This is a genomic window from Sunxiuqinia elliptica (assembly GCF_900113005.1).
In the GTDB taxonomy this organism is placed as follows: domain Bacteria; phylum Bacteroidota; class Bacteroidia; order Bacteroidales; family Prolixibacteraceae; genus Sunxiuqinia; species Sunxiuqinia elliptica.
In genome coordinates this window covers 17,492-35,682 of record NZ_FONW01000004.1, presented here as the reverse complement: position 1 = coordinate 35,682, position 18,191 = coordinate 17,492, and the positions used below count along the sequence as shown (strand labels likewise).

The window sequence follows — 18,191 nt, the reverse complement described above, 5'->3', positions numbered from 1 at the left end:
CAAATGATTTCAGCACTAAGCTTTTTTCTGTTTTTTACCCAGATTTTGAGTAATTCGGTCAAGAATAATGGCTAGCAATACAACTGCTAATCCACTTTCAAATCCTAAGCCAATGCGAAGTTGGCTGATTCCCTGAAGAACGATTTCTCCTAATCCTTTTGCTCCAATCATACTGGCAATAACCACCATGGATAGCGACATCATAATGGTTTGGTTTACTCCAGCCAAAATGGTTGGCATGGCCAGCGGAAGTTGAACTTTAAGCAGTAGCTGGCGAGAAGTCGCTCCAAATGCCCGGGTTGCTTCAACAATATCGGAAGGAACCTGCTGAATTCCTAGTGATGTTAGTCGAACTACGGGAGGCATTGCAAAGATAATGGTTGCAAAAGCTCCAGGAACGGTTCCCAGTCCGAAAAACAAGACGGCCGGAATCAGATAAACAAAGGCAGGCATGGTCTGCATAAAGTCGAGAATGGGACGAATGATGCTGTTGGCTGTTGGACTTTTGGCACTCCAAATTCCTAAAGGAATACCAATGGCTAGAGCAATGATGGCTGAAGCCAGCACCAACGAAAAGGTCTGCATGGTTTCGTCCCAGAAACCGGTGAAATAAATGAAGGTCAGCCCCAGCACGGTGAGGATCGCATTTTGGAGGCCGGCTTTCCAATAAGCAACACCCGTGAATAGGGCAATTACCACATAAAAAGGTAGCCAAAGCCAAAAGAACTCAATGACTTCAATCAAGCCAGACATGCCGGTGTTGATCCCATCAAAAGCTCCTGAAAAATTTGCTGTCAACCAATTAATGGCATCTTCAATGTATTGTCCTATAATCATAATTCAATTGCTTTTTGGATGATCTCGTTGATTTCTCCTCTATCTTTTCCAGTTGTTTCAACAATAAGTGAAGTAGGAGATACTACACCTAGCAAATGGTTTTCTTCATTGACAACCGGAATCGGTAAGTTCGTTTTACTGATAAGTGGAAGCATGTCTTCTACTGTTGCATCAGGATTCACCGACATAACATTGTCGCTGATGACTGATTCAATGGATTTAGCTTCCTGCTTTTTGAGCTTCACTAGATCTTCGATTTTTACAAATCCAAGGAAAGTACGGTTTGTTCTAACTACAGGTAGTATATTGAGACTGGACTCACGCATTTTCCGAAGAACAACGGCAGGCCCATCTTTTTTCAAACGAGCAACGCTTGGTTTTTCAAACATGATTGAACCCGCAGTAACAATCTTGCTTCGGTCTACATTCTCAACAAAGGATTCTACATAGTCATTCGCCGGATTGGTGATGATTTCTTCTGAAGTTCCAATTTGAACAATTTCACCATCTTTCATAATCGCAATCCGATCACCCAGTTTGATGGCTTCTTCCAAATCGTGAGTGATGAATAAAATGGTTTTTTGCATTTTCTCTTGCAACAACAAGAGCTCATCTTGCATTTGGGAGCGAATAAGCGGGTCAAGTGCAGAGAATGCTTCGTCCATCAATAAAACCTCAGGAGAATTAGCCAATCCACGTGCCAGTCCAACGCGCTGCTGCATACCTCCGGATAATTCGCTTACCCTTTGGTTTTCATAGCCTTTCAGACCGACCAGGTCGATGGTTTCCAGGGCTTTTGATTCGCGTTGATCTTTGTCGATTCCTTGTAGTTCTAAGCCAAATGCAACATTGCTGAGCACGGTTCGGTGAGGCAACAATCCAAAGTGCTGAAAAACCATCGCAAGCTCTTTCCTACGAATATTTAACAACTCTTTGTCGTTCATGTTGGTAATCTCTTCGTTGTTGACAAAGATCTTTCCTGCTGTTGGGTTAATGAGTCGATTGATGCATCGAAGCAAGGTGGATTTTCCACTGCCCGAAAGTCCCATGATAACGAATATCTCTCCTTCATGAATGGTCAGGTTGGCATTGCGCACAGCTACGTTGCAGCCGGAAGCATCCAAGATTTCGGCTTTGCTTTTGCCTTGATCGAGCATCTTTAGCGCCTTTGTTTTGCCTTTCCCAAATACCAGGGAGAGTTTTTCAATTTTAATTTTTTCCATAAATGACAATTAAAAGTAATAGCCAATGTTGATGTTAAAGCGTTTCATCCACTCCGCATCTTCTTCGCCAACGCCCATTCCTTTACCAAAGCTGGAGTTAAGCCAAGGTTGGTTTTTCCCCATAGCGTAGTCGATGTATGTATAGACAGGTCCGGCCGAAATCAAGACGCCTGGAATCAGGTGGTGCATGTCGGCATAGTCATCATTGGTTTTGTCAACGTAAGTGTAGTCAACATAGGCTTGGATGTTTTTGATTGGTCCAAGGTCAACATCAAAGGCTTTGGCAATACCAACAGCGTATGCGTTGGCTTTGGCAGCAACATCGTAAGGAGATCCATAGGCTCCCATTTGAATGATGTCGAGTTTTTCTCCATTGTCAGCTTTTGCTGCGTAGTTGTAGTTGATGAATGTACCTTTGAAATTCCAGCCTTTTCCCCAGTCAGCTACTAAGTGAGCTGCAAAAGCGGTGCTGGTTTCTGCTTCATCCAATACACTGTTGTAAATTCCACCTACTTGTGCTGAAAGCCCGGCTTCAACTTGCTCACTAATGTGGTAAGCAGCCCGAACATTAAACTGATTCAATTCGCGGATGTGGGCATCAACAGTTGTCGTTCCAATTTTTCCAACGCCAGGAGTAATATCGTATGAATATCTTCCAGGACCAGCATTTCCGTATGTTACAGCACCTCCTGCTGTTGGTCCTTCAGGTTCTGCTTGTCGGTAGTAGGCAAAGCTCAAATCCAGATTTTCGATACCGGAATAATCAAATTTGATTCCCATATCGTAATCATCTTCCAATCCAAAGTAATATTGTCCTTGGAACCACCATGAGTGTGATGCAAACTTGGTGATACCAAAAGGGACTTGGTTGACACCTAATTTCATGTATAGGTCTTCACTCAAGCTATATCCCAGGTAGCCATGATGAATAAAATGTGTTGCAAAAGTGGGGTAGAATCGGTATTCAAAACTTAGATCGATGCCACCAGCGGAACCATCAACATTTAAACGCCAGGTGTCCCAGGTAAACTCTGGTTGAGTTTTACTGTCCACCCAACTTTTTGATAATAAGTTAAATCTTACTGCTCCTCCAACCTTAAAGTAGTTCTTTTTTTCTTGTGCATTTCCTGAAATTGCAAACGCAAAAAGGCATAAGAATAAAGCACTTAGCTTTACTGTTGACTTAAGTGATAGCTTCATAATGTCAATAAAAGTTAATGTGATTTGTATAATAATTAATAGTAGAAATAGTTCGGGTATTGTTTCTATAGGACAAAAATATGAAAAAAGAATGGTTTGCCAAGTTTTTTAGTTTTTCGGAAGTTGTTGTTTTTGTGGGCATTTGGGTGTTGTTTTGCTTGTTTTTTTAGCGTGGTAGGTATGTTCTTAGGTCTTTGTTTTTAGTTGATTAGGCTTCTTCATGCAATATAGATTCTATAGGAATGATTTAGGCGTTTTCTGAATTCTTTAATTTAAAAGAAAAATAACATAGGCTCTTTGACGTTCTATAAGACTATTCAGGATAAAAAGTTGAGGTAAAACGGTAGAAAAACGATCAAATAACTTGGACTGATAGCACCCCTAAGTGATTGTTATAGAGAATGAGTAGGGCAGGCTGATTGGTGCTATTCCCTTAAGAACGGAGGTTCGAGAGTTAGAGTCGGCCTTTTGAGATGAGATCGGCGAGGTATTCGTGGTCATAAAAATAGAAAGCCTGTCTTTGCTAACAACAATTAGGGACTAAAGACAGGCTTCGTTTGTATTATCTTCGTTTGATCTATTTCGAAGGATTCTTTTGTTTGACGGTGACAAAGGCCGGTTGCGCTACATACCTCTTTTGGTAGACGAAGAATGACAGGAAGCTGGCACAAGCAGCTATTATTCCAACTGGGTAAGCAATATCTTTTGACAGCGAAAAACCTTCAGGAGCAAGTAATAAGTAGGTTACAATTACAGCGGTCATGAAAACAGCAGGGATAAGTGTTATCCAGTAAAACTTGCGTTCCTGCAAAAGGTAGATAGAGATAGTCCACAAAACGACCGTTGCCAAAGTTTGGTTAGCCCAGGCAAAGTAACGCCAGATGATGCTGAAATCAATTTGAGTGAGCAAAAAGCCAATGGCAAATAGCGGAAGACTCACCAACAACCTATTTTTGATGGGCCCTTGTTTGAAATTCATAAAATCGGCAACAATTAAGCGTGCGCTTCGAAAAGCTGTGTCACCTGAAGTAATCGGAGCAGCAACAACCCCTAACAGGGCTAGCAGACCTCCCAAAGTGCCTAAAAGTGAATTGGATATTTCATTGACGATAAAAGCAGCATTGCCTTCGTTTGCGGTCATGACTTCATTCAACTCCCTGATTCCTCCAAAGAAACTCATGCTGATGGCAGCCCAGATCAAAGCAACAACCCCTTCGGTAATCATGGCACCATAAAATACGCGACGTCCGTATTTTTCATTGGTGACACAGCGAGCCATTAAGGGAGACTGTGTTGCGTGAAAGCCGGATATGGCACCACATGCAATGGTGATAAACAACATTGGAAAGATGGGGAAATCATCAGCGTTAACATGGAAATTTTGAAGGTTTGCTGCATTGAGCTCTGGAATATGATAACCTTTGACAAAAAGTGCAATAATGAGTCCAACAGCCATGAAAACCAAGGCAAAACCAAAGACCGGGTAGATGCGGCCAATGACTTTATCGATGGGCAGCATGGTAGCTAGCAAGTAATAGGCAAAGACTACCCATACCCAGAAGGTCATGGTTGCGATGTCAGGGGTGATATCCGCCAGAATTTTTGCAGGCCCCATAATGAAAACAGCACCTACAATTATCATCAGGAAGACGGTAAACAAGCGCATGAACTGCTTGGTGCCTTTTCCCATGTAGATGCCAACAATCTCGGTAATGCTTAGTCCTTTGTGCTTGATCGAAAGCATGCCTGAAAAATAATCATGAACAGCTCCGGCAAAAACAGAACCCAACACAATCCAGATGAAGGCAACAGGTCCCCACATGGCCCCGGCAACAGCTCCAAAGATGGGGCCAAGTCCGGCAATGTTCAGAAATTGAATCAGAAATATTCGCCACCAGGGAAGCGGCATGTAATCAACGCCATCATTCATGGTGTACGCAGGCGTTTTCCGTTGCGGATCAATACCTGCAATTCGTTCAATTAGTTTTGAATAAATGAAATAGCCAATTAGCAGAATTGCCAATGAGATAAAAAAGGTAATCATAGAATTTGTTAGTTAGGTTTGTGCAATGTTGACTGCCAAAATTAGCAAAAATATTGCTACCTCATGTGCTGCCAAGCCTTTTTAGATGAGTCGCTTTTATCCCAACGAGATAGCAATATTCAATATTGGTTTAATGCACTTTTGTTAATACCTGTTTCTTCGCAAGCAATCGTTTTTCTAACTCGGCGTAAGGAACTTCCTGGACCGAATGACTCCCGTCAATAGCCATTACCGCAGCGACTGCAGCCGACTGTCCCAAGATCATAAAGACTGGTTCCATGCGGATGGAGCCAAAAGCAATATGGCTGGAAGACACACAAACCGGAACCAATAAGTTGGTGCATTCTTCTGGCTTGGGCGTGAGTGATCCGTAAGAGATGGAATAGGGGCCTGGAGGATGAACGCCAATGTCGCCTTCATTTTGAACAAAGCCTTCCGGAGTAATGTAGCGCTGCACATTGTGCGAATCCATGGCGTAAGAGCCCATACCTACAGGCTTGGGGACTTCTCGTTTTAAAAGCACGTCATTCTCAGTGGTTACATATTCTCCAATCATACGGCGAGCTTCCCGAATATAAAGCTGATGCGGCCAGTTGCCATTGTCTGTGAATTCATCTTTTGCCAATCCCCAGTTTGCCATTTCTGTCCGTATTGGTTCAGGAACACGAGGGTCATTGGCAACAAACCACAGCAAGCCCATTTGGTAGTCTTTGTGTTCCTGGGTAATTTCACGGCGACGCTCGTAGCTTCCTTCCGGATAATCATAGTTCATGCCAATATTGTCGCTGCTAAAAGGACCGTGGTTGTTGGTGTCGGTCTTCTTGTTGGGAATGGGATCGAACTTGTTGAGCCAATCAGTACGGCCTGTTTCAAAAACACGCAGGAGCAGTTCATATTGGCCCGGATCATAGTTGGCTGGTTTGGGAAAGGGGAGGCGGTTTTCATCATGGTTCGTCATGCACATTCTAAAACAATAGGCTTGGATTTTATCATCACCAGCTCCGTATTCGCCAGGCGGCTCTGTTGAAATGCGAGGAAGCACGCCACTGTTTGGATCATCCGGAATTTTGTAGGGCGAAATGTTGGCTTTAAACCAGTGCTGGTGGTGTAAAACTCCGGTTTGCACGCCGTTCCATTGCTCATTATAAGTGTCTTTGCTTTCGCGGCCAACATGATAACTCACTCCGGCTTCGGCCATCAGATCACCTTCGTAAGTGGCATCAATAAACATTTTTCCTTTAAATGTTTTTCCGGATAAGGTTTTAAAGCTGATGATTTGCTGGCCGTTTTTGCTTACGCCATTTTCCCGGTCGAGCCATTCATCCCGATAGACGGTTAAGTTGTTTTCTTTGACAAAATCTTCAAATACTTGTTCTGCTACATGAGGTTCAAAAATCCACATCGTGCGGTTTTCTCCATCCATGGCTACCGTGCCTTGTCCTTTATTTCCATACTCCGAATGCTTTTGCCAAACCCAGGCTGCGGAGTCGTTGTAGTGGAGCCAAACTTTGTGATAAAATTGACGCGCAAGTCCTCCAATAACTGATTTGTTGCCCGTATCGGTATAGCCCAAACCTCCAGAAGTTAACCCGCCTAAGTGGGTGTCGGGAGAAACGATTAAGACAGACTGGCCGGATTGGCTGACTTCGACTGCGGCAATGACTGCTGCCGAAGTTCCTCCATAGATGATCACATCGGCTTCATAAACAGGAGCTGTTGATTGCTTGGGTTGGCAACTCCAAAGAAGGCCGGTTGCCAAGAATGTAAGTAATGCATATTTCATTTCATGATTTGTTTGAGGTTGATGTTGGATGTGCGGTTAATGCGGAAAAGCGAATAAGTATGTGCTCGTTGGTATCTAAATGAATAGAGCAGGGGATAGCTCCCCTGCTTTTTGAGTGTTATTTGCTGACGTGCTGAAGTACTTGCCTGTCGCTTAGTAGTTTTGCTTTCAGGTCAGTGTAATTCACCTGCTGAATAGCGCAATTCGCATCGATTGCCAGAGAGGCTGCTGTTGCTGCCGATTGTCCTAACACCATAAAAACAGGTTCCATGCGGATGGAGCCAAAAGCGATGTGGGTTGAGCTGACACAAACAGGAACCACGAGATTAGAACACTCGTTTTGAGAAGGAACAATGCTTCGGTAACTGATTGGGTAGGGCTTAAAGCCATGGGCTTCAACATTTCCTTCGTTTTGAACATAGCCATTGGCATCGACGTAACGTTGTACTTGATGTGAATCCATACCGTAGGCTGCCATTCCAATAGCATCTTCAGCTGTGTCAAAGCCTTCACAGTTGTGTTGAGTCATAATGTAGTCACTAATCATACGACGGGCTTCGCGCACGTAAAGTTGCTGTTGCCAGCCGTCTTCGCGCTCATACTCATCTTTACAAGTTCCCCATTCCGATACCGCATCGCGTACTTTTTTTGGGATGCGTGGATGATAAGCCAAAGTCCACATAAGCCCCTGTTGGTAGCTTCGGTGACGTTCCACAATCTTTTCACGTTCAGCATAGGAGGCTTCCGGATAGTCGTAGTTTTGCCCAATAAAGTCAGTTGAAAAACCTTTTTGATTGTTGGTATCTGTTTTTCGGTTGGGCATTTGAGAGTTGATCCACGGAACCAAGGGATCGCCATAGGAATACATTTCTTCGATTGGCCCATCAGCAGCTTCATAGTTCCGGAAAAGCAGTTCGTACTCTAATTCATTATATCCTTCCGGTTTTTTAAAAGGGATTCGATTCTCTGGATGATCCGTCAGGGTCATGCGAAAGCAATAAGCCTGTATGCCTTTGTCTGCATCTCCTTCAACGCCTGGCCCGCCTTCGTTAATAAATGGAAGTAATCCGCTTGAAGGATCGCCTTTGACGATGTAAGGATCAACGCGACTGATGAAGTTGTGGTTGGTGCTATTGCGAGAAAGGGTTTTTCGGAGAGTCGCGTTATAGTTGTTAGCTTGCACTCCGTTTAAAGTTTCACCATACTGTTTGTTCGATTCGCGTCCGTAGGTGTAGTTTACACCAGCTGCAGCCATCAAATCGCCCTCGTAGGTTGCATCAATAAACATTTGTGCTTTGTAGCTAGCTCCGTTTTCCATTTCAATAGCCACAATCCTGGTGCCTTCTTTCTTGACACCAGTTTCACGATTTAGTCGCTGGTTATAGACGATATCTATCTTTTCCGGCTTTAGCATTTCGTGGTATACTTTTAAAGCAGCAGAAGGTTCAAAGGTCCACATGGCATCTTCATTCTTTTTGTTTCGTGCTTGTTGATATGCCTCTGCACGTTGCCATTTCCAGTTAGCCGGTTCTGAATAATATTCTTTGATGTTTTGATAAAACTCGCGAGAGATGCCACCAATCACTTGCTTGTTACCAATGTCAGTCGCACCCAAGCCTCCTGTGGTTAAACCTCCGATCCGGTTGGTGGGCTCAATCAGCAGAACTGATTTTCCCATCCTGGAACTTTGAATGGCAGCAGATACTCCAGCCGAAGTCCCTCCGTAGATGACGATGTCATAGCTTCGTTTTTTTGCAAAAGTATTTCCTGATAAGGAGGCCAATAGGATAAAAATGATTAAGAAATAGAATATTTTTTTTCCTGAATTCATAATTGAAAAATTTAGTTAGACGTTTATAAAGGTGTTGTTAAAATTGCGACTTCTATTTTACAGAAGTCGCAATGATTAGAACTGTTAAGTTAATTCCCGTAACCGGGGTTTTGCTCCATTGCGGTATTCGTATCTAATTCAATATAAGGAATTGGCCAGAGGTAATCCCTGTCTTTATTGAAAGAACGTAATTCCACTACACGCATTTTGAAATCGGACGATTCGCCTTGTTCGGCGATAGGGATCTCATCGTAGTATGAGGTTCCATATTCGTCGACTCTTGGAGCAATTGCTGGATATGACCTTTTCATTCTTCCAAGTACCGGGAGGTTCATGACTCTTTCTGCAATTTTCCATCTTCTGATATCGAACAGACGAAGTCCTTCGCCAGCTAGTTCATACTTCCTTTCGCGGTAAACAGCATACTTGAGCGCTTCCGGATCAGTTGTTGTGATTGGAGGCATTTCTACGGTTGGCCGTTGTCTAATTTTATTAATTGCATCAAGAACTGTTTGATCAATACTTCCAGAGGCTATTTTGGCTTCGGCATAATTTAGTAGCACTTCTGCATATCGGATGACAATCATATTCAAATCGCAATCATTGACGGCTAGGCGATCTAAGTTGTCGGCATATTTTCTCCAGCCAATCCCGGTAAATGTCGCATAAGCATGTGTTGCTTCCAGATTGGGAATTCGTTTTGGCGGATCTTGGTTGTAATCCCAACAGTAAGTGCTGTCGCCATGAGTTTCATATTGAAATCCCAAATAGATTGAGCCAGGTAAAGCAAGCGTATAGCCAAGTCTGGGATCGCGATTTTCAAAAGGGTGCTGCGGATCATACAGAGGGGATTCATCAATTTGAAGCCCGTCTATACATTCCCAGGAGTCTGCTGTTTGATAACTTGGCTTTTTGTTGGTATGGCCTTTGGCATTTCGCGTACCAAAGAAACGGAACATAGAATGTGTTTGTTCTCCTTTTAGAAATTGAGCTGAGAAAATGATTTCTTTGGAGTCCTGACCGGCATATTGAAAGAGATCCATGTAGTTTGGGTGGATAAGGTACTCTGTTCCTTCCAAGGCCATTACTTTTTGCGCCGAAGAGATTGCAATGTCCCATTTTTCATTGTAGAGTGCGATTCTGGAGGCAATTGCCCAGGCAGCTCCTTGGGTAGCCCTTCCATTGGTTGGATTGTTTTCAACTGGTAAATCATTGGCGCATTCTTCCAATTCAGTGAGCAGAAAGTCTACAATCTGGGATTTCGAGGAGCGTGGAACATTGGCCTCTGAAAGCGTTAAGGGTTGGGTAACCAGAGGAACACCGCCCCATAATTCAATTAGGTAGTGATAATATAAAGCTCTGAGGAAGCGGACTTCAGCTTTTGATTGGTTGTAAACATCAGTCGGGATGTTCTCTTCCCCTCGAACCATGTTGGTTAGTACGTAATTGCACTTTGCAATTCCTTCATATAAATCTGCCCAGAGCCCAAGAAGATCACCATTACTAGAGTCGGCTGCACCTCGTCCAACAGCTTGCAGGGGTGAACCATTACGATCCCAGCCAATATCTGATATTTGGTCAAAAACGGGGACAAAAGGCATAGATTGGACTTTGGTCCATAGAGCATTGTAGCAGCCTGTTACAGCCATGTTTAGTTCGGTTTCGCTCGAAAGGAAAGTTGCATCTGAAGGATTATTCAGAGGGTATCTTTCGATATAATCATCACATGATACCAGCAAAGTGGCCAGTAACAGTGTTTGTAGTATTTGTTTAATGTTTGATTTCATCTCATTAAGATTGTTTATTTCATTTGCATTCGATGGAACTCTCGATGAATTTTAATTCTTTTTGATTGTGAATTTGAAGAATGAAAATTCTTGTTCGTTTCATAAGATTGCCTTTTTTAGAATTTGATGTCAACACCAATACTATAAGTTTTAACCTGCGGGTAGTAACCTCCATTGCCCACAGGCGCTTCTACATCATATCCATTCCAGAAATTGTCAATGGTGAATAAATTCTGGCCGCTTAAATAGATTCTAAGTTTTTCTGCTTTAATTCGATTGATTATTCTGGACGGAAATGAATAGCCTATTTGCAGGTTCTTCAACCGGATGTATGATGCATCTTTCATCCAGAAGCTGGAAACCTGCTCATTGTTGGTTTCGTTAAATGCAAGACGTGGGAAAGTGGCATCCCTGTTTTCAGGAGTCCAATGGTCTTTGTGTTGTTCCTGAACGGTACCTCCTTCAACAAAAGGCATTATACCTTGTCCGCGAATAAGTCCGTCGGCTTTTCCAACTCCCTGGAAAAATAAGCCTAAATCAAAATTCTTGTATTGTGAATTGAAAGTCAATCCAAAAGTGAATCGAGGGATTGTTTCTCCAATAATTTTGTAATCGCTTGCATTAATTATTGAGTCATTATTTTGATCAATGTATTTGATGTCTCCTGGGGCAATGGTTCCATATTGGGTAGCTCCCAGATAATTACCTTCTTCGTCAAAATCTTCTTCGCTGATAAATCCATCTGCTTCCAATCCATAAATCGAGTGCATTGGATATCCTTCATGGTAAACTGTCAATCCTGTTTTGTTGACGCCTTTTAGATCTGTCACCTTGTTTTTTACATCGGAAATATTGAACCCAATATCGTATTTGAATTCATTATCCCAATTGGTATAGTTTATCCCAAGGTCCCAACCTCTGTTCTCAACTTCACCAGCATTTTGCTCCGGAGCGTTCATGCCAATTATCTTGGGAATATCAAGTGCAAGCAAGATATCCTCAGATACTTTGTAGTAGTACTCCGCAACGATGTTTAAACGGTCGAACAAGGTGAGGTCAAGTCCAAAGTTTGATGCCGTTGTTGTTTCCCAGGAAATTTCGGTATTGGCCAGGTCGGTAATCCCTGCGCCACTTGCCACTTGCTTGTCAAAAGCGTATTTCAAACCAAGATTAACATCTGAGGAGAAAGGGTAGAGACCAATGTCCTGATTTCCTAACCGCCCCCATGAAGCTCTCATTTTTAGGTTGCTGATAATGGGTTTGAGTCCAGAGAAGAAATTTTCTTCAGAGACTCGCCATCCTGCGGAGAAGGAAGGAAAGAAACCCCATTTACGTCCGGTTGCGAATCGAGAAGATCCATCTTGTCTGAAGTTTGCCTCAAGCAGATAACGTTCCTTGTAATCGTAATTCAACCTTCCAAAGAAAGATAGCAAGGCCCATTCACTGGCTGATCCGTAAGCTTTTTGGTTTTCTTCGCCACCTGAGTTAAGGACGGGATAGTCAGGAAATGGGAAAACTTCGCGGTAGCCTCTTAAGGCATCATTCCGGTAATCTTCTTGCTGGTATCCTGTTAACAGTTTAATGCCATGGTTGCCAAAGGTTTTGTCAAAAGTTACAGTTCCTCTAAGGTTGTTGTGTAAGCTTCTGTTATGACTTGCATTTAATGTCGTCTTTTGAGGAGCTTTATAACTTTCTGATCCATCCCATCGGTAGGTTTGGATTGATTTTTCAAAATCAGAATAGTTGGTTTGCCAGTAGTTTGGTGAGTAAGCAACATCCAGAGAAAGCCAATTAACAGGTTGATATTTTAGAACTAAGTTCAGCGTGAAAGATGGGGCATCTTCAACTCGTAAACCCCCGTCTTTGGTAAAAGCAACGGGGTTGTCTCCATTCCATCCTTCTCCCCATTGACCAGAGGAGAGAACTGCCGTTTGATTGGCAGGAATACGTCCCGACCAGTGAATTGCCGAAGCGGTTCCCCGGGAAGGTTCAATTAGTTTCGACTTTTTGATGTGTGCATCAATTTGTGCCGAAAAGGTATTGGTCAGTTCAAGGTCTGTGTTGATGCGTAAAGTATAGCGTTTAAAGTCAGTGTTCGACATGAGGCCATTTTGGTCGAGATAACCTAATGATGCTAATACCCGAACTTTTTCAGAGCCTCCGTTCATGGTCAGAAAGTGACTTTGCATTAACCCGTTTTCTGTTAATACTTGATCGTACCAATCCGTATCGGGATAGCGGTCTGGATTGGTTTGCATTCCCTGTTTGTACTCTTCGATATACGCTTCGGTGTAAAGAGGTGATTTCCCGGTATTGACATAGGCTTCATTGGTTAATGTCATGTGGTCAATCGCGCCGACAACATCCGGAAGATCGGTCGGATCTTGCCAACCAACATAGCCGTTGTAAGAAACTGAAAGCTTATCTTTCTGTCCTCTTTTGGTCGTAATTAGTATGACACCGTTGGCTGCTCTGGATCCATATATCGACGAGGATGCAGCATCTTTCAATACGGAAATTGACTCGATTAAAGTTGGATCAATATTGTTGATCCCCATTTCAATTCCGTCAACCAGAATCAGAGGATTGCTATTTCCGAGTGTTGTTTTTCCTCGGATGCTAATCGTTCCGCCATCCCGGCCAGGTTGACCGTTGCGCTGTGTTACGGCTACTCCAGGGGCAACACCTTGCAGAACCATCGATGTTTGAGCAACCTGGCGACGAGCTAATTCCTCGCCATCCAGTGCTGTTATAGCTCCTGTGAGGTTCACTTTCTTTTGGACTCCATAGCCAACAGCTACTACTTCTTCTAAACCAATGGTGCTTTCCTGCAGAATGATGTTGAAACTAGATTGAGCTGTGATGGGAACTTCTTGGGTTGTCATTCCTACAAATGAAATAACAAGTGTTTGTCCCGTTTCTACATTGGTTAGTTGAAAATTACCATCAGGATCAGTAATAACACCATGCGATGTTCCCTTGACAACGACAGTTGCGCCTGGAATCGGTTGTCCTGATTCGTTCGTTACATTGCCGGTGATTGTCCTTTGGGCTTGCTTGCTTAAAAGATTATCCGGCGATAGAACAATTTGTCGATCCATGATCCGGTAATCAATGGAGTAGTCATCGAACAATAAGGAGAGAACTTCTTCTACTTTTTGTTGGTTAACCTTCACATTAACAACGCGGTCTACATTAACTAGTTTTTGGTTGAATAGAAAGAAGTACTCTGTCTTTTCTTCAATTTCATTTAACACATCAATGACTTTCACATTGGATAAGTTCATTGTTAATCGTGTTTGCTGAGAGTAGGAATTGGTTGCCCAAACCTGGGCAATACAGACTAGCACAAAGAATAAACTTAGGCGCATGATTCTCCAGATTTTAATCGGTGCACAGAAAGACTCTGCCACACAGATTCGTTTTTTTTTCATAAATTTGATTCATTAAGTGGTTTTACATTTTAAACGAATTACACTACTTATTTTAGCAGGGAAGTATGGCCGTACTTTCCTGCTTTTTAGTTTGTTTTATTGGTTTTAGTTATATCTGGTTCCAGTGTCACTTTTTTCTTTTTGATGTAAACTCCTGGACTGTTATTGTTTTGTTCTTCAATTTTAAATTTGATGGGGGATGTAAGCGTCAGAAGAGTCAGTACTTCTTCTAGGTTGTGATCCATAAAGGTTGCGTGAAAAGTGTAGTCCTTTAGTGATTTATCAGTTATTTCAATATCAACATTATACCATCGTTCAATTCGCTTGGCAACGGCTTCCAATCCTTCATTTCTGAAAATAAGTTTGCCTTCTCGCCATGCCGTAAAATTGGAGGCCTCTACACGATTGATTTGATATTGGTTGTTGTCCAGGTTAAGCGAGAGTTGCTGGTTGGGGTGTAAAGTCGCTAACTTTTTTCCGTTTAAAACACAGACTTTCACCTTGCCGGTTTGGAGAATGACTTCCTCAATGGCATCATCTTCGTAGGCCATGACGTTGAACGATGTACCCATCACCTGAACATCGAGGTTGTTGGTCTTGACATGAAACGGATGCCCGTTTTTGGTGACATCAAAGAATGCTTCTCCTGAAAGCAGGACCTCCCGGTTTTTATTGAATGGCACAGCATAACGGATTGAACTGCCATTGTTCAGAAAGCCGGAGCTTCCATCTGGTAAGTGAAATTGGGTGCGCGTTCCATCAGGACATTGTATCTCGGCATATGCAAGCTGTTCTTTCCCGGCATGATTGTACCAAAAGTAAGTGGCAAAGCCCAGAACTAGGGGAATGAATAAAATCGCGGCAATACGTTGAAGCTGATAGACGAAACTGATTTTTTTATGTGGCGTATTTTCTTTTGAATGAATTTGATGATGTAGTTTATTTAATAGTGGCTCAAAGTCTGTCTTTTCTTGTTCGGGGCTAAGCTTAAAACGGTCCCAGTGTCCTTCCAGGTTCTGCTGAAGATTTTCTTTTTGAGTAGAATCAGTAAACAACTGTTGGGTAAAATGAAGGTCTTTTCGAGAATAGTTTCCCGAGAAATACTGATGTAGTCTGTCTTTTTCTTTTTTCATTGTTAGCCCATCTTAAAGAAAGCCAAACAAGTATTGTTGGACTTTGCTATATAAGTAATAGGGACAACTCAGGCTGATCCCCTAGTTTTTCGATGAAAAAAAACAGATATAGTGGTAATAGTTTGGTATTTAGTTTTTTATGAATAGGAAGTAATAGAGTTCGCCACCGATGTTTCGATTTTCAAGGGCTTTCCGAAGTTGTTTTAAGGCCTGTGTTAGGTGATTTTCAACGGTTTTGGGCGATAGCTCTAATTCGGATGCAATCTCTTTAATGGATTGTTCTTGTTGACGCTTTCGCAGTAAAATGTCTTTTTGTCGAGGAGGTAGCTGATTAATAATTTGATTGACTTGATCCAATAAGGATTGGTAGTTGGTTTGTTCATCCAGTCGGTTGCTGAATGAGCTTGCCTGATTGATTATTTCATGCTGGTAAGCTCGTTGCAAATTGAGTTTTTGGAAAAGCTCCCGGATGTGGTTGAAAGCAATTTTGAAAATATAGGCCTTGAAGGATAGCTCGGGGTTGATCAATTCGCGCTTTTTCCAGATTTTGAAGAAGACTTCTTGAACCACTTCCTCGGCCTCCATCTCTGATTTTAAGTAGCCCAATGCAAAAAAATAGAGTCGTTTGCCATAGGTATTGAATAAGGCATCAAAAGCTTCAGCACTGCCTTTTTTTAGTTCACGGAGCAGTTCTTTCTCTGTATGTTCAGGCAGTTTCTTCAAATTTAGGAGTTAGGTTGGCCCTTTTTAGGTTCAGCGCTTTCCACTGAATTATTTTTTCTGCGGATTTTTTTCTTCCGGATATTCGATACGAACATGATAAATATTCATCAATTTTTCAAGGATTGTGTCCTTAAAGATTCGAATATCTCGTAAAGTTAATTCCGCATTTTCCAGTTGGCCGGCGTCCAGTTTGTCTTTCACCATCTTTTCAATTAGCTCCCGAAGGTTATCTGGTGTTTTTTCTTTTAAAGCCCTTGCGGCGGCTTCAATGCCATCAGTGAGCATCACAACGCTGGTCTCCTTATTCTTTGGAGGAGGTCCGGGATAAGTAAATTCACGGGCATCAACTTCTTCTTCCGGATGCTCATTTTTATACATGGTGTAGAAATACTTGGCCTGAGTGGTACCGTGGTGACTGCTGATAAACTCAATTAGAATTTCGGGGAGTTTATAACGACGAGCTATTTTTACGCCTTGGGTGACATGGTCAATAATAATTTTGGCACTCTCTTTATTATCCAATTCGCTGTGAGGACTCATGCCGGCCGCTTGATTTTCGATAAAAAAGACAGGTTGGTTAATTTTACCAATGTCATGATATAGCGCACCCGCCCGCACCAAAAATGGGTTTCCTCCAATTCGCAGGATGACTTCTTCTGCTAAGTTGGCAATTTGCAAAGAGTGCTGAAAAGTGCCGGGAGCCTCTTGAGCCAGTTTTCTTAGCAAGGGTTGGTTGGTATCGGCCAACTCAATCAAGGTGACATCGGATACAAAGCCAAATAGTTTCTCAAAAATATAGATTAACGGGTAAGCCAATAGGATCAATAGCGCATTACCTCCAAACCATTCCAGGTCTTCCCAGGCAATGGATTCGATATTGCCTTCTTCGATCATCGAGAGAGCCAGGAAAACAATCGAATAGGCGATAAAGACCCAAAGGGCCGTAAAAACCAAATGCGATCTTCGGTGAAGCTTGTCGAGGCTAAAAACGGCTGTAATTCCTGCAACCATGTTTAGAAAGATGTACTCGAAGCTGTTGGGGGCAAAATAGCCAACCAATAAAGAAGTTACCAATAAAGCAAAAATCGCAGTTCGGGAATCAAAGAATATGCGAAGCAGGATCGGTAAAATTGCTAAAGGGACTAAATATAAGTCAATAAAATCGCGATCATTGACAAAGCGTGAGGTAAACACCATCAATACAATCATGATTAGAATAAAACTCAGGCGCCTTTTTTGATTGAAAATTTCCGGCCTGAAATAATAGAGATAGAAAATCATGATCGATAAACAGGAAACAATCAGAATAATCTTTCCAAGGATTAGCAGATAGCGTTCAATATCTTGTCCGCGTTTGGTTTCGTATGTTTGCTTTAACGATTCGAGAATGGTAAACTTATCAGGAGTAACAAGATCGCCTTTAAAAATGATGCGTTCGCCAGCCTGAATCATTCCTTGTGTATAGGAAACTTCTCCGAGTTGTTTTTGCAATTCATTCTCGTTGAAAGCCTCATCGTAACTCAGATTTGCATGAATAAAATCACTCAGGTTAACTTGCTGAGTAAAAGTATCAAAAGTTTGTCCTAGTTCTGCTTGCAAGGTGTCACTAAGAGCTTGGTAAGCTGTTTTTAACGAATGCAGCTCTTTGATATCAACACGTTCGGCAAGTTTGTTTTTGACCAAGATAACCTGCTCTTTATCCTGAAGGGCAGGGTAGTTTTCCGATGCTTGTTCAAGAATTCCATCTTGGTATAGTGTCCCGATAAAGTCGGTCAGGTTATTGATTGTTTGCTGGTCTTGTTCAAGCTTTTTCAGGGTGTTGCCTAAATTATTTTGCTGTGCAATTCCAGTTAGTGTGTCAAGTTTGAAGTAGGCAATGTACTGACTTCTGACAGAATCTTGTTCCGCTTTGATCTGTTCATTGGATTTGAGAATGGCAAAATTGAAAGGAGCCATCAACGTTTCGTGCCGCCAGGGAGCATTTTTTTGAAACTCGTATTTAAAACGACTTTCTCCGGGAATGATCAGATAGAGAAGGAAAACCGTTGCTAAAAAAACGAATGCAATGTAAAAAAAGTGGTAGTAGCGGGCGAGACGCGTTAATAACTTTTTCATAAATACCTTTTTAATAGACTTCCTATAACTTACAAAACTAGTCTTGAAGTTATATATTTGAAGAATAAAATTAACAAATTC

The 18,191-nt window shown here is 42.2% G+C and carries 11 protein-coding genes; all 11 read right to left on the bottom strand.

The window, feature by feature from the left end; translation table 11 throughout:
• Positions 1 to 15: 15 nt before the first annotated feature.
• Complete coding sequence (locus BM156_RS09940; protein WP_212733475.1) at positions 16 to 837, bottom strand: ABC transporter permease; 822 nt, start codon at positions 835 to 837, stop codon at positions 16 to 18.
• Complete coding sequence (locus tag BM156_RS09935; protein WP_093919912.1) at positions 834 to 2,060, bottom strand: quaternary amine ABC transporter ATP-binding protein; 1,227 nt, start codon at positions 2,058 to 2,060, stop codon at positions 834 to 836. The genes BM156_RS09940 and BM156_RS09935 overlap by 4 nt, the downstream gene beginning before the upstream one ends.
• A gap of 9 nt (positions 2,061 to 2,069) precedes the next feature.
• Positions 2,070 to 3,260: a hypothetical protein gene (locus BM156_RS09930; protein ID WP_244525730.1), complete on the bottom strand. Its 1,191-nt coding sequence runs from the start codon at positions 3,258 to 3,260 to the stop codon at positions 2,070 to 2,072.
• Between the two features lie 577 nt (positions 3,261 to 3,837).
• Positions 3,838 to 5,304, bottom strand: a complete 1,467-nt coding sequence (locus tag BM156_RS09925) for a carbon starvation CstA family protein (RefSeq protein ID WP_093919720.1) — start codon at positions 5,302 to 5,304, stop codon at positions 3,838 to 3,840.
• A 130-nt stretch (positions 5,305 to 5,434) separates the two neighbouring features.
• Positions 5,435 to 7,087: an FAD-dependent oxidoreductase gene (locus BM156_RS09920; protein ID WP_093919719.1), complete on the bottom strand. Its 1,653-nt coding sequence runs from the start codon at positions 7,085 to 7,087 to the stop codon at positions 5,435 to 5,437.
• A gap of 118 nt (positions 7,088 to 7,205) precedes the next feature.
• Complete coding sequence (locus BM156_RS09915) at positions 7,206 to 8,918, bottom strand: FAD-dependent oxidoreductase (protein ID WP_093919718.1); 1,713 nt, start codon at positions 8,916 to 8,918, stop codon at positions 7,206 to 7,208.
• Between the two features lie 89 nt (positions 8,919 to 9,007).
• Positions 9,008 to 10,705, bottom strand: a complete 1,698-nt coding sequence (locus tag BM156_RS09910) for a RagB/SusD family nutrient uptake outer membrane protein (RefSeq protein ID WP_093919717.1) — start codon at positions 10,703 to 10,705, stop codon at positions 9,008 to 9,010.
• Positions 10,706 to 10,821: 116 nt separating this feature from the next.
• On the bottom strand, positions 10,822 to 14,139 hold the full coding sequence (locus BM156_RS09905; RefSeq protein ID WP_093919716.1) for a TonB-dependent receptor: 3,318 nt from the start codon (positions 14,137 to 14,139) through the stop codon (positions 10,822 to 10,824).
• A gap of 86 nt (positions 14,140 to 14,225) precedes the next feature.
• Positions 14,226 to 15,272 carry a FecR family protein gene (locus BM156_RS09900; protein ID WP_093919715.1) on the bottom strand — a complete coding sequence of 349 codons (1,047 nt, stop codon included), beginning with the start codon at positions 15,270 to 15,272 and terminating at the stop codon, positions 14,226 to 14,228.
• 129 nt (positions 15,273 to 15,401) lie between these two features.
• Positions 15,402 to 15,995, bottom strand: a complete 594-nt coding sequence (locus BM156_RS09895; RefSeq protein ID WP_093919714.1) for an RNA polymerase sigma factor — start codon at positions 15,993 to 15,995, stop codon at positions 15,402 to 15,404.
• Positions 15,996 to 16,043: 48 nt separating this feature from the next.
• Positions 16,044 to 18,110 (bottom strand): HD family phosphohydrolase, encoded by a 2,067-nt coding sequence (locus BM156_RS09890; protein WP_170846925.1) that lies wholly within the window; start codon positions 18,108 to 18,110, stop codon positions 16,044 to 16,046.
• Positions 18,111 to 18,191 lie beyond the last annotated feature (81 nt).

Bases quoted from the DNA above. Each gene is read 5' to 3' on its own strand.
- BM156_RS09940 (WP_212733475.1), bottom strand. From the start codon at position 837: ATGATTATAGGACAATACATTGAAGATGCCATTAATTGGTTGACAGCA.
- BM156_RS09935 (WP_093919912.1), bottom strand. From the start codon at position 2,060: ATGGAAAAAATTAAAATTGAAAAACTCTCCCTGGTATTTGGGAAAGGC.
- BM156_RS09930 (WP_244525730.1), bottom strand. From the start codon at position 3,260: ATGAAGCTATCACTTAAGTCAACAGTAAAGCTAAGTGCTTTATTCTTA.
- BM156_RS09925 (WP_093919720.1), bottom strand. From the start codon at position 5,304: ATGATTACCTTTTTTATCTCATTGGCAATTCTGCTAATTGGCTATTTC.
- BM156_RS09920 (WP_093919719.1), bottom strand. From the start codon at position 7,087: ATGAAATATGCATTACTTACATTCTTGGCAACCGGCCTTCTTTGGAGT.
- BM156_RS09915 (WP_093919718.1), bottom strand. From the start codon at position 8,918: ATGAATTCAGGAAAAAAAATATTCTATTTCTTAATCATTTTTATCCTA.
- BM156_RS09910 (WP_093919717.1), bottom strand. From the start codon at position 10,705: ATGAAATCAAACATTAAACAAATACTACAAACACTGTTACTGGCCACT.
- BM156_RS09905 (WP_093919716.1), bottom strand. From the start codon at position 14,139: ATGAAAAAAAAACGAATCTGTGTGGCAGAGTCTTTCTGTGCACCGATT.
- BM156_RS09900 (WP_093919715.1), bottom strand. From the start codon at position 15,272: ATGAAAAAAGAAAAAGACAGACTACATCAGTATTTCTCGGGAAACTAT.
- BM156_RS09890 (WP_170846925.1), bottom strand. From the start codon at position 18,110: ATGAAAAAGTTATTAACGCGTCTCGCCCGCTACTACCACTTTTTTTAC.